Genomic DNA, 15,332 nt, shown 5'->3' on the forward strand with positions numbered 1-15,332 from the left:
CCGTAAGACCTTATTCGCAGTGTTTTGTCACTTTAGTCCCTCCACACTTTCCCATGATTTAATCGTTATGCAGCCGGGCGCTATATCTGTATTTTCATGCATTTAAATATTTGATTTTTAATAGCTATATTTGAATTTCGCAACGAGGTGCTGATAGTAGTGACGCTGTTTGTTTATCTAAGTACAGTTACAAAAAAGTTATATATTTGTGATATTTAATTGTCCTACTGATTTCCTTGTAGATGCTGACTACTTTCTAGTTTTCAACACAAGGAAGTTACAGATATGCAACATTTTGCTAGGTGGCGTTCCAGCTGTTCCTCTATCCGCTGGCTTAAGCGTCTGAGCATAGCCGCGGTCGCAGCCATTGCATTCAACACTAGTGCTGCCGAGCCGGCCAGCTTCAGTTGGACAACGGATTCTCATCAAGTTCTTTATGCTGATTTGACCCAGGACGGTGTCATCGACTTGTTATTGCAGGCAAAAAATGCCGGGCATCCGCATTTTTTACTGGCTGGTACGGGGCGCGAAAGCCAACCTTTTGACGTGCGTCAGCGCATTGAACTGCCAGCAACTATCCAGGGTCGTACCTGGTACGCTGGTGAAACAGCGTTGGTCGCGATAAAAAACCAACAACAACGCGGCGCCAAATTGCTGCTAATCAGCAGCAAAACTGCAAGCGCTTTTTTGTTTGAAACTTTGGGCAAGGCAGCAGATTTGTCCAAGCCCAGTCGGCAATATCAGGCGAAGCAGCATCCATGGTTGCTTGAGGCTGACAAGGCGCGCTTTTATGCCGGCGACTTTGACGGCGACGGTCAGCAAGATTTGCTGTTACTGCACACCGAAACCGGCGCTCATCAAGTACTACCTTTTGATAAAAACAATCAATTCAAAACTGCACGGGTTGTTGCCCGGAATTCGTCGTGGGGCAAGACAGAGCGCATCATCATTCGTGACTTTAATCAGGATGGCACAGACGATGTGTTTGCTTTATCAAAAGATGGTCACACGTCCAATTATCTGGTGTACGGCGATAAACAAAACGGCTTTAAGCAAGCTGCTGGTAAGGCGATCCATGCGCTGCATGCCAATCTGAGCTGGGCCGACAATAAGGCCGGGATCAGACCTGTGCTACGTAAATCTACCCGCCAGCCTCTACTGTTTCGGGCCTACAACGCTTATGAGCAGTCGAGCGCCAATTCCCACTGTCTGGGGTGGCTGTACGATACCGAAACCGACCAGACTCAAGAGCTTTGTAATGTTCCCGGCAAGGTCAAGGTCAACGTAGTTGAAAAGGAAGTGCTACTGACAAGCGAAGTGATGGAAGAATGCCCGATTGAGCAAGTAGTGCCCGGTCGTAGTTTATTGTTACAGGATTGCAATCCGGGAGCAGGGCTACCTCGCACACCGTGGGTGTCGCCTCAAGTGAGTGATGGCAGTGTGACAGCCGGCAGTATTTTTAGCGTGACTGTTGCCAATACCAATGATGTTATTGCGGTCGAATACAATGTTTGGGCAAAAGATCAGTCCGACGGTTATGAACATATTGGTGGAGTCGCGGCTTTAGAATATGGCAGCGGCATAGAGTATGTGACCACCAACGCGCGGATCTCGCGGGCTGGAACATTCAATGTATTATATCGGGTCTGCAACTGGAATGGCTGTTCGGGATTTAGCCCAGCTTCAACCACCGTCAATGTTCAAGCTGCTCCGGTTATCCACCGCGTCACTGCCAGTGCAGGAGGAAACGGCAGTATTAGTCCGGCATTTCGCGATGTGCTGCATGGACAGACCACCACATTTATCGTCACGCCTAGTTCCGGGTATACCGCAGCTGCTTCCGGCTGCGCGGGACAACTGGTTGGTACTACATATACGACAGGGCCGATTGTGGCACCTTGTAATGTTAGTGCCAGTTTTACCGCAATCCCGCTGCAACAGGTAAGTAACGTGGAGATATCGCCCAGCGGCGGCACCTATTCTGGTTCTGTATCGGTCAGCTTGTCGTCAGCAACAGCTGGTGCAACCATTCGTTACAGTACAAATGGTGCCGACATCAACGTCAGCTCACCAGTTTACTCAACACCTTTTACCTTATCTGCCAACACTACCGTTAAAGCCAGAGCTTTTAAAGCTGGCATGACCGATAGCAGCCAGACTGCAGCAAGTTTTGTGGTGAATCCGCGGCCACAGGTCAGCAACGTGGCAATATCTCCCAATGGAGGCTCGCATTCAGGTTCCGTCTCTGTGAGCCTGAGTTCGGCAACCGCGGGCGCGACCATTCGTTACAGCATCGATGGAACCGATATCAGCACTAGCTCACTTGTCTATACCTCGCCTTTTACTCTATCTGCAAGTGCGACAGTCAAAGCCAGAGCTTTTAAAAGCGGTATGGCTGACAGTGCGCAGACGTCAGCAAGTTTTGTGGTGAACCCGTTGCCGCAAGTCAGTAGTCCACAGATGTCGCCAAATGGCGGTACATACACTGGATCTGTATCGGTAAGTCTAAGCTCTGCCACAGCCGGTGCGACCATCCGTTACAGCACTGATGGTTCGGATATTAGCGCAAGCTCCCCAGTTTACTCGGCACCTTTTACCTTGTCTGCCAGCACCACGGTCAAAGCCCGGGCTTTTAAAGCCAACATGGCCGATAGTGCGCAGGCGGCAGCAAGTTTTGTGGTGAATCCAATTCCAAGAGTTGGTAACCCGGTGATTTCGCCAAACGGTGGCACGCATGCCGGAGCTGTATTGGTGAGTCTCAGCTCAGCAACTGCCGGTGCGACCATCCGTTACAGCACAAATGGCGCGGATATCAGCGCGAGTTCACCGGTGTATGCCGCACCTTTTACTCTGACTGCCAGTGCGACAGTCAAAGCCAGAGCTTTTAAAGCTGGAATGACTGATAGCGGGCAAGCTGCAGCAAACTTCAATTTTACTACTACAGATAAAACCAGCAGCTTCAGTTATGACGCCAGAGGACGTCTTGTAGGCGCTACTGACAATAACGACCTCACCATGCAGCAGCTACTCGATGATGGCCATAACCGCACGACGGTTGAAGTCCGCACTATTTCTGCAAATCTTCCACGTATCACGTTGTTTTCTGCACCAGACAAAGTGAGTGCTGTTGGCGCCACAGTTCAGGTGCAATGGGCATCGCAAAATGCCAGCAAATGCGCACTACAACTGCTTGGCAGCTACAACCAACAACTGAACTTGCCGGTTTCGGGCAGTACCAATATTCAGGTACAGCAAGCTACAGCAATGATGCTGCAATGCAGCAACGGACAATCAACTGATGTTGAAGGGAAAATAATCAGAATTGGCAATTAAAAGCTTGATGAAATCAGCGTTCATGAAGCATTAGCTTCGCAGTTGGACAAGGACGAACCTGACAAGAGAAGCGGCAAAAATGAAACTCATAGAAAAAACTTTAATTGGCCTCTGCGTTTTTTTAACAAGTATCCAGCTGGTTGTGGCCAATGACCTGCAACCGATAAAACCGCTGCAACTGGCAGCAGATCTGAATTCAGTTGACCTGATGTCCGGCAAATATTACCCACAATTGCCGGTACTGCAGATCGCTGCTGCGCCGAATTTGTCGTTGCAAAGTATGCAGCAATTCGATTCAAAAATCACAGGAGTGTTATACAGCGCCGCTACCCCACAGGGATTTGCCATTGGCCCACGCAATGAAAGTTATACCCTGACGTTTGGCGGTAAAACTTCGGAGTTTTTTAACTGCAATCCGGAATGTGTGGCGGCCGATGGCACGGGTTCGAAATTGCTGGGCACTATGGACGCGTCATCCCGGCAATTTACCTATAAACAGGGTAAAACTGGGCTCTTAATTCGATACACATTGTTGTCTTCGTTTCAGGATTTCAGCAGTGATCCTCTGCGCAAAAAGACCTATGAAGGCACCTGGTTTGCCAGTGAGGTTTATTTTCCAGATGGAGAGAAACTTAGTTATCAGTACGACACTGCCATATCAGGCTTGGTAAAACATCACAGGCCCAGAACGGTCTCAACCAATCTGGGTTATCAGTTAATACTGACTTACAAATCGAATGACATTACGACCGGGACTTTTGCCTGGAGCTCGGTAGCCAGTGCCCGTATTGTCAAAACCGACACACCGGCGACTGATTTGGCTCGTTTCACTTATAGCGGACAAGGTGCATACACTCAAAGCGATTTGCTGGGTAATACATGGAGTTACAGCGGCGCTGAAAATGCACTGGGTGCCAGTGATTTTACCTCGACGTTTTCGCTGAAATTACCGGACAACAGCGTGAACACAATGCAGGTCAGCAGTGCAACGCTGAATTATGGTGGGATCAATCACAACTTGTTTGTTACTGATATTGTGAATCAGGGGCTCGTTTATAAATACAACTATACCGCGGCGACAGGCACGGGTTTTGACCCTTCTAAACAGTTTTCAAGGATCCAAATCACCGGACCGGCCGGCTATCAGCGAACCGTTCAGCTCAGTGTGTACCCTGCACCAGAGCAGCGCCAACTGATCACGTCCGATACCGATAGTCTTGGACGTCAGACCCGCTATACCTACACCAGCAACAAACTGATGGAATCCGTGACCTTTCCTGAGGGCAATAAAGAAATTTATAGTTACGATGCCCTTGGGAATCTGATTAAAAAACAACAAATTGCCAAGGCAGGATCGGGCCTGAACGACCTCATCACTGAAGCTGGGTACGACATTTTAAACTGTGATGTCCATCTGACCCTGTTGTGTTACCGGCCGACTTATACACTAGATGCTAAAGGAAATCGCACAGACTACAGTTTTGACCCGGACCACGGTGGCCTGCTGACTAAACTTGAGCCCGCTGATGCCAGTGGTGTCAGGCGTCTGACGACTAACACCTACGAGCGCCTGAACGGATTCTACCGTCTGACAAAATCCTCTGTATGCGGCTATGGCCAATGTAGTGGCAAATTGGAGCAAATTACCGAGTATAAGTATTGGAACAACACCAGCCTGCCAAGAGAAGTGAGCAAGACCAATGGCAGCCGCAGCAAAACCGAAACCACCATATTTGATTATGATGCTGCAGGCCGGTTGACGATGGAGAACGGGCCATTAACTGGTTCGGCCGATGCGAAATATTACCGATACGATGCCATAGGTCGTAAAACCTGGGAGATTGGGCCGGTTAATCAACAAGGAAAACGTCCCGCCACCCGCTTTAGTTACCGCAACCAGGATGGCCAGGTGCGGATGACTGAGCAAGGGGTCATCAATTCCCCAACCGATGTGAATTTGCAGCTCGAATTAACCACCACACATCAATTTGATGCCAAAGGCCTGAAGCTGAGAACAGAAGTCAGTTCTCCCCAGCAAATCGAGTCTTTGACACAATTCAGTTACGACAGCAGCAATAGACAGTTTTGTGTTGCACAGCGGATGGATCCCAGCCAGTTTGCAGCGACACCGGCCGACGCCTGTGTGCTATGCAGTAAAGGCGACTATGGCGATGATCGTATCAGTCAGCATAGCTACGACACCAATTCACGTTTGCTGAAAACCATCTCAGGCCTCGGCACCGCAGCCGAAGGCATTGATATCGAGATGACCTACACGGCCAACGGCCAGATTGACACACGCAAAGATGGCAACGGCAATACCACAGTTTATGGTTATGACGGTTTTGACCGGCTAAAACGCACGACTTTCCCAGACGGTAGCTTTGAGGAAAATGGTTTTGATGCCAACAATAACCTTTCGAGCTTACGTAAACGTGATGGTGTCACGCTAATACACAATTTTGACAACGCCAACCGGCTTACTAACACCGCTGTGCCAGGCGAGAGCAGTATTGTGTTTGGTTACGACAGCCTTGGCCGGGAAACCTCGGTGACACGTGGTGCTCAGACGGTCACGTCCACCTATGAAGACTTAGGCCGGCTGGAAACGACTAGTACCAATGGCAGAACTTTAACCTATGGCTATGACAGCGCCGGTCGGCGCAACCAGTTAACGTATCCGGATGGGTTTTATTTAACTTACGGCTATGAAAGTGACGGCAGCTTAAGCAACATCGTCAGTAACGGTAGTAAAACACTGGTGAGTTATAGCTATGATGGATCCAGCCGGCTCAGCGGTATCTTTCGTGGTAATAGCGTCAACTCAGTGCTGGCGCACACACCGCTAAATCAACTGCAAAACTTTGACCACCTGAATATCAACCGGAGCAGTTTTCAATACAATCCGACAGGCCAACTGATCAACCGGCTCACCTCAAGCGTGGATTTTCAAATCAAAATCCCGCAACCGGGCCGGCAGGATTATCTGCCAAATAATCTGAATCAATACGTTACCCATGCGGGGCAGAGCTTCAGTTATGACCCAAATGGCAATTTAAGAAGCTTTGATGGCTGGACCTACAACTACAACGCCCATAACCGGCTAGTCTCTGCCAGCAAGTCCGGTCAAAGCTTAATTCTAGAGTACGACGCCACCGGTCGGTTAAACAGCAATACCTTAAATGGCACCAAAACGACTTTTCTATACGACGGCAACGAGTTAGTAGCGGAATACAACACCAGTGGCACATTGCTTAAACGCTACGTGCACGGTGTGGGTAGTGATGACCCGCTGGTTAGTTATGATGGCAGTGCGACGACCAATCCAACATTCCTGTTGGCAGACGAACGCGGCAGCATCATCGCCGAGACCAATAGCGCCGGCACTGTCACCGCCAAACACCAATATGGCCCCTACGGCGAGCCGATGAATGCCAGCACGTCACGCTTCAGATACACCGGCCAAATCTTATTACCCGGCACTGAGCTTTATCACTACAAAGCACGGGTGTACCATCCAAAGTTAGGACGTTTCCTGCAAACCGATCCGCTCGGCTACAAAGACGGCATGAACTGGTACGCCTATGTTGGCAATGATCCGATGAATAAGGTGGATCCGGATGGGACTTGTGGGCTTTTCAAAGGTAAGTTAATGGGGCGTGGTTGCACATATGCTGTCGCAGAGGGAGCGTTTTCAAAGCCGCGTTTATTGGCTTCCTCAAATAAACCTGTTGGTAATGTAGCTGCAAACTCTGGACTTGGAGCACGAAAAGTTGAAGGAGGATCAGATAATCATGAAGGAACAGATTACCCTGTAGGTGTTGGCACTAGTGTGTTTGCAACTGCTAGTGGTAAAGTCGTATATCAGGGGAATCATAAACAATATGGTAAGCATATACTTATTGAACATAAGTCTTTAAGTGGTACTACTATTTATACAAGATATGCGCATGCGAATAGAATTGATGTAAAGAAAAATGATGAAGTGCCAATTGGAACTCAAATCATGCTTTCAGGGAATTCAGGGCGAAGTACAGGCCCGCACCTTCACTATGAAGTAATTAAGACCTCAGGAACTCCAACATCCAACGGGTTTTTTACAGCTTCACGAACATATCACTCGCCTAATGAATTAGAAGGGTTGTTAAATGACATGTAATATATTGTATGTATCATTGTTTGCTTTTATGTTTTTTGCTCGCAATGTAATTGCGGGGGGTTCAATTAATGTTCCATGTGCCAACTCTGAAATTGATAGTGATTATCGTGTTGTGTTTGATGATTCAGTTCTTAATCATATAAATCTTAGCGATGTCGCTTTATTTCTTGAAGAAAATTACAAGCATTCCGTCGTCTATATTGATAATAGATATATCAAGGGTAAAGATTCTCTGTTTATATTCAAAGGAACTGGCGTGTCTGCATCTACTTACAGGAGAGCAGGTGATGGAGAAGTTGTATCTCTTTGCATAAAAACAGATTATAATATAAAAGATTTTGAAGTGCGATTATTACCCTCTAAGTACTTACAAGCTAGTGGAGACGAAAAAATTTTAATTATTGATGAATCGTCTACTGTGAAAGCGTATATAAAATTTAAATCGGGAAGTATTGTAAGCATTAAATTATTTCACGTAACCACCTAAGTTCAATAAGTTAATCCGTAATTAATCCGAGACACTCATAGCTTCATCCGAACTATGGGTGTTCCTTTTAGGGACTCACGAAGGATTTCAGCAATGTCCGCAACAGCAGCTTTGAAGAGCATGGCTACACCACTTTGCTGTGCTGCGGATGCGGTATAAACGAATCCAGAACTTACTGCCTTTAGTCCGCTAAGAGTTAATAGCGGAATATAACGCTGCCGGCACGATGCTTAAACGCTACGTGCATGGCATCGGCAGTGACGACCCTTTAGTCAGTTATGACGGTAGCGGCACCACCAATCCAACCTACCTGCTCGCGGACGAGCGCGGCAGTATCATCGCGGAAACCAACAGCGCCGGTACTGTCAGCACCAAACACCAATACGGCCCTTACGGCGAACCAATTAACCAAAGCGCCTCACGCTTTCGTTATACCGGCCAGATTTTATTACCCGGCACCGAGCTTTATCACTACAAAGCCCGGGTGTACCATCCAAAGTTAGGCCGCTTCCTGCAAACCGACCCGATTGGCTACAAAGACGGCATGAACTGGTATGCCTATGTCGGTAATGACCCGATGAATAAGGTGGATCCTGATGGGAAGAATAAAGTGGCGCGTCTGATTAAATTGACAAAGAGCGGTTCGCGAATCATTCGTTCGTTAACGGCAAGTCAAGCAATTAAAGCCAGACAAAATGGGAAAAACATTGAAATTATTAACGGGAATAAAAGCTCTTCTATGGCGATTGAAAGAGCAGCCAGAAATGGTTCGAAAGCCAATTTTTTAAAAGGTGAGGAGCATGCTAAAGGCCACATAATCAATCGGGAAGAGGTTGCCAAATGCGCAGTACCAGTTAGAGGTAAACCACATGTCCAGACTGAAGATGTCCAAGGGCACACTTTTTATACTGCCTCAAATTCCGCAATAAATGGAGGTCTTAATCTTGTCGCCGATGGTTTAGATGGTATTGCAGGTGGCTTAGAGTGGGCTCAAAAAAACATGCCAAACACGATGTCTCTAGTTGAGCGAGCATCTTCAATCATAGACCCGACCAGAGGTGTTGATTCACCGTTAGTATCAAATGACTGTGTAGATTGTATCCAAGTGAGGGAGAATGAGTAAGAAATATTCAGTAATCGTTCGAGGTGAGAATTTTATACTTCATTATGATGGTGAAGAAAAATTGTGTGGTTTTGTCACCACAAGAAACGTAAAGGCATCTTCTGTCGAAGATGCAAAAAAAATCGCAATTAATCTAATAGAATGTGATGATGATCTAAGAATTTTGATGAGTCAGAGACAAAGTGATATAAACCCACCGACACTATTTGTTGAGGAGATGTACGAGTTATCGTGGTGGAAAAGACTCGGAGGCAAAGGGTATACTTTTTTTGCACAGTAAATAAATGATTATTCTATATTTTCTATGAGCTAATCATAAACCAGTAGCATCAATCAGTTGTCTGTGAAGTATATTGATGCTGTGAGAGCGGGGCTGAAAACTGGCAAAGTCTTCAAAGTTGTAGTCAGCGTCAAAACGCTGCACCTATACTGATTTTCTGTTTGGAATCAAACAAATCCAGTGAGGCTCGTGGCATTTTTGGTAGTAATAGCGTCAGTTCGGTGCGGTCGTAATTCCAGAACCAGCTGATTTGGATCTTGTCGGTCAGTGTATAACGCTGACCGGTTTCTTTATTCAATTTCATGCTTTACAAATCGTTGGTCCCGACCAACACCTAGGCCTGGAATATGATGTCACCGAGCATCTGAATTCGAGCACGCCCATCGGTCGATAAGAAAATGTAAATGCTCTTAAATGAGGTAATAAAATATTAACTATGCGTGTAGAATCTAATGATGGTAATAGTTATATTGAAATTGTGACCTCTGCTAGTGGAGGCTACTGCCTTGAACTATATGAAGCTAGGTATGATGATGAGGAGTTATGTACATATTTTGTAAGAATACTTCCGAATCCTACTGGAAAATATGGTGATTTAACGACAGCAATAAAAGAATCGGAGCGAGTGTTAATTGCTAATAGCGCACGTTCATCCAACTATTAAGTGTGGAATATGATTATTTTTGAAGCATGGGAAGATGAAAATGGGATTACTTTCACAACTCGAGAAAATGTTGTTGATTTTAAATATAAAAATTTAATTTCTAATGATGCTCGGTTACTTCATCAAATAGAAGCTTCGACATATGAAGAAGCTATGGTGCAGCATCATATAAAAATGAAGTGGGAACCATACATTCCTTTAGATGAAATCGCCACTTAAATACAGAACTATGATTCGATGTGGATTTTGATTCTGAAAACATATCAAAACGCCGCACCTATGCTGATTTTCTGTTTGGAATCAAACAAATCCAGTGAGGTGCGTGGCATTTTCGGTAGCAACAGCGTCAGTTCGGTTCTGTCGTAATGCCAGGACCAGCTGATGCGGATCTTGTCGGTCAGCGCATATCGCAGGCCGGTTTCTATCTTCAGTTCTCGCTCAAAATCAAAAATACTGAATGGCTGGCTGAGCAGCTCCAGCAAATTGCCCTCGCTATACACTTCCAGCAAAGTCCCCGGCCATTTGTGGCTGAAATCCCAGGCTAAAGACGCCGTGTTATAGCCAAGCGGCGAATGAAAGTCCGGCAACAGCCGAAAGGTCTCGTCTTCGCGGAAATAAGCCAGTTTGTGACCCACCAGCACAATCAAATCCAGCCGCGTTGGGCCTTGTTGCCACACGGCATAACCGGGGCCGGTACTGACATCGATATTTTTATAATCACTGGCCAGGTAGTTGTAGTTGTAGTCGGCATTGACGCGCCAGAACAACTGCGGGCTGTAGAAATAATCGAGCCCCGGATTTAACTGATATTTGTGGGTTTTGCGCGCAGCTTCTTTGGTTTCGTAGTCGTAATTGGCATCAAACTTACTGCGCCAGTCACCGCGGCGATATTCAAAGCGTTCGGTCAGACTGTAGTTTTGCGCCTGCTCTTTACCGGCACGGGTAGCCGCACTTAAATCCAGCTGCAAAGACCATGGTTTGGCCGGCGCTGTTGTCGTGGCTGTAACTGTGGTTGCTATTGATGATTGTTCTTTCCTTTGGCGTAGGGGACTGAAGGCCTGCACTTCACTGCGTTTAATCGTCACATCGCCGGCATAAGCGGTATGGATCACCAGCTCCTTCGCCGAACTGCTTTTCAGCTCACCACTGAGTAAATCACCATTTTTCAACCTTACCTGATAAAGGTCGCTGTTTGCTGCGGCGGCCAGAACGGGCAGAAAGCTAAGTAGTGATAGTGCAGTTTTTATACCGATACACGTCATTCGGCGCTTTACCATTTCGTCTGTGACATGCAGGCATCATCGCTTGAAATTACAGTGAAACTCAATGACAAACCAACGATATTATTCGTCAATCAACCACGGTTTTTTCATGCGACCGTCCGTTTGTTTCCTTGGACGTTCAGCCTTCACTCGTGGACAAGCGTCTGGTCTTCGCAGCCACAGAGCAACAGTTGTGCGCATCTGAAAATAGAGATTCAAGCACAAAAGGCATTGATAAACTTTCACTAATATAATGGAACTGATTGGAAAAAAGCTGCTTTTTACGTCCTATACTATCGAAGCTTCGTCTGAAAGCCGCAGGAACTTGTCAGTGATGAAGACTTGCATTTGGGAAATTACTTACCAAATATGGGAACGACATCACGTTGGTTTTATCTGTTTAGCCTGAGCTACAGCTGTGGAGTCCCTATCCGAGGCTCAGGCTCGTTGTAGGGCATCGCTACTCCGACAATCTGGAGACAACATGAGTAAAATTCTGGACCGCTTTAGCCTGCTGCAAAAATTGGCGCTGCTGCTGGCCGCATTTGCGGTGTGTGTTGCAGCAATCACCTTTAGTGCGTTCACCACCATTAACGAAGTCCGCATCGGTGGCGAAACTGCACGAGGGCTGGAAAACGATAACGTCTTACTGGCTGACATCATGCCGCCGCCGATGTTTATCATCGAAGCGCGTGAAACCGTGGCATTGATGCGTCAGGCAAAAGATCATACCTCACTGCACCGTGAGAGCGAGCGCTTGCTCGCACTGCAAGCGAGTTTTCGCGAACGCATTCAGTACTGGAACGACAATCCCCATGAACCGCCACAAATGGCGCTGATAAATGGGGAAATTACCAAGCATGGCGAGGCCTATTTCAAGCGTGCTCTGGGCAGTTACCTAAATGCGCTGCGTAGCGCAGATCCACAGCTCATCGAAAATGAATTCGCAGCACTTCAGCAAGAAGCCGCGGCACAGCAAGCTGCCGTGGTCGAACTGGTTAAAGTAGTCAGCGATGTTTACCAAAGCTCAATGGCTGATGCCAAACAGATGGTCAGTGACGATATCCGCAATACCCTGATGATCATCGCTGTGTCGGCTCTGGTGTTTGTTCTGATTTTCTTCCTGGTGTTGCATTCGATTCGCCAGCAAGTCGGTGGCGAGCCGGCGTATGCCCGGGAAGCGCTGTATCGTGCACTGGCCGGTGACACCGGTATTAGGCTGAAACTGGCAGAAGGCGATAACAGCAGCCTGATGGCTGCCATAGCGCAGGTGATCAACCTGACCATTGAAAGCTCACGGGTGCGCATTGCGCTCGATAACTGCAGTACCAACGTGATGATTGCCGACAACGATCGGACCATCATCTATATGAACCAAACCGTCAAGGCCATGCTGCAAAACGCCGAAGCGGATCTGCGCAAAGAATTGCCAGGCTTCAATGCGAGTAAACTGCTGGGCACGCCGATTGACGGCTTCCACAAGCACCCTGAGCATCAGGCCCAGCTGCTGGGCACTTTCACCAGCACCTATAAAGCCAATATCAAAGTCGGCGGCAGAACCTTCTCACTGACGGCCAACCCGGTCATCGACCAGGGCGGACAACGCCTTGGCTCAGTCGTTGAATGGAGAGACACCACCGAGGAGTTGATCGCGCAGGAGAAAGCAGAACGTCTGGCCGCCGACAACGCCCGTATCCGCAACGCGCTGGATAACTGCAGCACCAACGTAATGATTGCCGACAACGATCGGAACATCATCTACATGAACAACAGCATCACAGCCATGCTGCAGAATGCCGAGGCGGACCTGCGCAAAGCGCTGCCAGGTTTTAATGCCAACCAGCTGATTGGTGCTTCCATCGATACCTTCCATAAGAACCCTGAACATCAAAAGCAACTCTTAGCTACTTTTACCAGCACCCATAAGGCCAATATCAAAGTCGGCGGCCGTACCTTCTCACTGACCGCCAACCCGGTCATCGACCAGAGCGGACAACGCATTGGTTCTGTTGTCGAGTGGCGTGACACCACCGAGGAGTTGATCGCGCAGGAGAAAGCCGAACGTCTGGCCGCCGATAACGCCCGCATTCGTAATGCGCTGGATAACTGCAGCACTAACGTGATGATTGCCGACAACGATCGGACCATCATCTACATGAACAAGAGCGTCTGCGCAATGTTGCAAAATGCCGAGGCTGACCTGCGTAAAGCGCTGCCCAACTTTAATGCCAGCAGGCTGATGGGGGCTTCAATCGATGGTTTCCACAAAAACCCAGAGCACCAGAAACGCTTGCTCGCAACCTTTACCAGCGCTTACCAGACGCAAATTGAAGTCGGTGGACGCACCTTCTCGCTGGTCGCCAACCCGGTCATGGGCGGAAACGGTGAACGTCTGGGCTCAGTAGTGGAGTGGAACGACCGCACCGCTGAAGTGGAAGTTGAGCGAGAAGTTGCGACACTGGTTGATGCCGCGAGTGCTGGCAATTTCAGTCTGCGTATCAATGAAGCCGGAAAATCCGGGTTCTTACTGAAGCTGGCATCAGGCCTCAATCAGCTGGTCACCACAGCCGACAAGGGGCTCAATGATGTAGTGCGGGTTTTAGGCGCGCTGGCCAAGGGTGACCTGACGCAGCAGATCGAAGATGACTATGAAGGCACCTTCGGTCAGCTAAAGGATTTCTCCAACGAAACCACGTCCAGCCTATCACGGATGCTTGCTCAGATCCGTCAAGCGGCCGACGCCATTTACACCGCTGCCGGCGAAATCTCTGCTGGTAACTCAGACCTATCTTCGCGCACTGAACAACAAGCTTCCAGCCTGGAAGAAACCGCCTCTAGCATGGAGGAGATGACCTCCACCGTGAAACTAAATGCGGAAAACGTGCGTCAAGCCAATGCTGTGTCGGCTAATGCTTCAGCTGTGGCGACCGATGGTGGAGTCCTGGTTGAGCAGGTGGTTAGCACCATGTCCTCAATCAGCCAATCCTCGCGCAAGATTTCCGACATCATTAGTTTGATTGATGGCATCGCCTTCCAGACCAATATCCTCGCACTGAATGCGGCGGTGGAAGCAGCCCGGGCTGGTGAGCAAGGACGTGGTTTTGCTGTAGTCGCAGCTGAGGTACGCAGCCTGGCCCAACGCTCGACGGCAGCTGCGAAGGAAATTAAATCGCTGATTTCCGATTCGGTGGAAAAAGTCGATAAAGGCAATGTGCTGGTCGCTCAAGCGGGCAAGACCATGCGTGAAATCGTCACATCGATCAAGCGTGTGACCGATATCATGACCGATATTGCCGCAGCATCTGCAGAACAGAGCACCGGCATCGCCGAAATCAACACAGCGGTCAGTCAGATGGAACAGATGACCCAGCAAAACGCAGCCTTGGTAGAAGAAGCGGCTGCCTCGGCGGAATCGCTGCTGGATCAGGCTTCGGTGATGAGTCAGGCCGTCGCGGTGTTCAAGTTCGAACAGAGCCAGTCGCAGCCAAACCCTGTGTCACGACCGGCGTTGCCGCGTCCGGCTTCGAAGGCAAAGAGCGGTGCGCGGGTTGCAGCAAAAGGGCGTCTAGCGAAAAGTGATGATGATGAGTGGGAAGCGTTTTGACGGTCTGAATCAGCATTAAATCCTATTGTTCCCCGTAGGTCTGACTAGCGGGGAATGAGTCTCAGGACTTGCTGACTATGACTGAAAATAAAAGCTTCGCAGAGTTCGGCCATTAACGGCTGCGGGAGCGGGCAGCAAACTCAGTACCGCTAACGCAGTTTTTATTCCGATAAACCTCATCAGTCGCTTCACCAAATTCGTTTGCGATATACCGCATCATGGTTTGAAATGGCGTTGAAACTCAATGGGTTTTGCTGCTGGAACCACATTGGTGCTGAGGTAGGGTGCCAATGAGCAAAGCTAATTGTACTAATGTGAACTGGTGCATCAAGAACGATTCAACCGGCATGGGCAACAACAGACCGGGCGTCACACGCTCGCCGTAAATACTCCCGGGTCTCGCACACATGTGGGCTCCGC

Annotated in this window: 9 protein-coding genes; 7 read left to right on the forward strand and 2 right to left on the reverse strand. The window is 48.4% G+C overall.

The window, feature by feature from the left end:
* Positions 1-285: 285 nt before the first annotated feature.
* From ACFFJP_RS06180 to ACFFJP_RS06200, 5 genes are all read left to right on the forward strand, one after another.
* Complete coding sequence (locus tag ACFFJP_RS06180) at positions 286-3,333, forward strand: chitobiase/beta-hexosaminidase C-terminal domain-containing protein (RefSeq protein ID WP_377241508.1); 3,048 nt, start codon at positions 286-288, stop codon at positions 3,331-3,333.
* 79 nt (positions 3,334-3,412) lie between these two features.
* Positions 3,413-7,492, forward strand: coding sequence for a peptidoglycan DD-metalloendopeptidase family protein (locus tag ACFFJP_RS06185; RefSeq protein WP_377241510.1), 4,080 nt, complete (start codon positions 3,413-3,415; stop codon positions 7,490-7,492).
* Positions 7,482-7,979 carry a hypothetical protein gene (locus ACFFJP_RS06190; RefSeq protein ID WP_377241512.1) on the forward strand — a complete coding sequence of 166 codons (498 nt, stop codon included), beginning with the start codon at positions 7,482-7,484 and terminating at the stop codon, positions 7,977-7,979. Before ACFFJP_RS06185 ends, ACFFJP_RS06190 begins: the two co-directional genes overlap by 11 nt.
* Positions 7,980-8,205: 226 nt before the next feature.
* Positions 8,206-9,102 carry an RHS repeat domain-containing protein gene (locus ACFFJP_RS06195; protein WP_377241514.1) on the forward strand — a complete coding sequence of 299 codons (897 nt, stop codon included), beginning with the start codon at positions 8,206-8,208 and terminating at the stop codon, positions 9,100-9,102.
* Entirely contained in the window at positions 9,095-9,382 is a 288-nt protein-coding gene (locus ACFFJP_RS06200; protein ID WP_377241516.1) for a hypothetical protein, read from the forward strand. Before ACFFJP_RS06195 ends, ACFFJP_RS06200 begins: the two co-directional genes overlap by 8 nt.
* A 130-nt stretch (positions 9,383-9,512) precedes the next feature.
* Here the strand turns inward: ACFFJP_RS06200 and ACFFJP_RS06205 are convergent, their stop codons facing one another.
* The gene (locus tag ACFFJP_RS06205; RefSeq protein WP_377241518.1) at positions 9,513-9,686 is read right to left on the reverse strand and encodes a hypothetical protein; all 174 of its coding nucleotides are present in this window, start codon (positions 9,684-9,686) and stop codon (positions 9,513-9,515) included.
* Positions 9,687-10,055: 369 nt separating this feature from the next.
* On the opposite strand from ACFFJP_RS06205, the gene ACFFJP_RS06210 reads away from it, so the two are divergent.
* Positions 10,056-10,265 carry a hypothetical protein gene (locus ACFFJP_RS06210; protein ID WP_377241520.1) on the forward strand — a complete coding sequence of 70 codons (210 nt, stop codon included), beginning with the start codon at positions 10,056-10,058 and terminating at the stop codon, positions 10,263-10,265.
* 44 nt (positions 10,266-10,309) lie between these two features.
* On the opposite strand, the gene ACFFJP_RS06215 is transcribed toward ACFFJP_RS06210, so the two are convergent.
* A complete protein-coding gene (locus ACFFJP_RS06215) occupies positions 10,310-11,308 on the reverse strand; it encodes a DUF481 domain-containing protein (protein WP_377241522.1) in 999 nt (332 codons plus the stop codon).
* A gap of 484 nt (positions 11,309-11,792) precedes the next feature.
* Between ACFFJP_RS06215 and ACFFJP_RS06220 the strand changes: the two genes are divergently transcribed.
* The gene (locus tag ACFFJP_RS06220; RefSeq protein ID WP_377241524.1) at positions 11,793-14,912 is read left to right on the forward strand and encodes a methyl-accepting chemotaxis protein; all 3,120 of its coding nucleotides are present in this window, start codon (positions 11,793-11,795) and stop codon (positions 14,910-14,912) included.
* Positions 14,913-15,332 lie beyond the last annotated feature (420 nt).

Source organism: Rheinheimera tilapiae (assembly GCF_042432165.1).
Taxonomy (GTDB): Bacteria; Pseudomonadota; Gammaproteobacteria; order Enterobacterales; family Alteromonadaceae; genus Pararheinheimera; species Pararheinheimera tilapiae.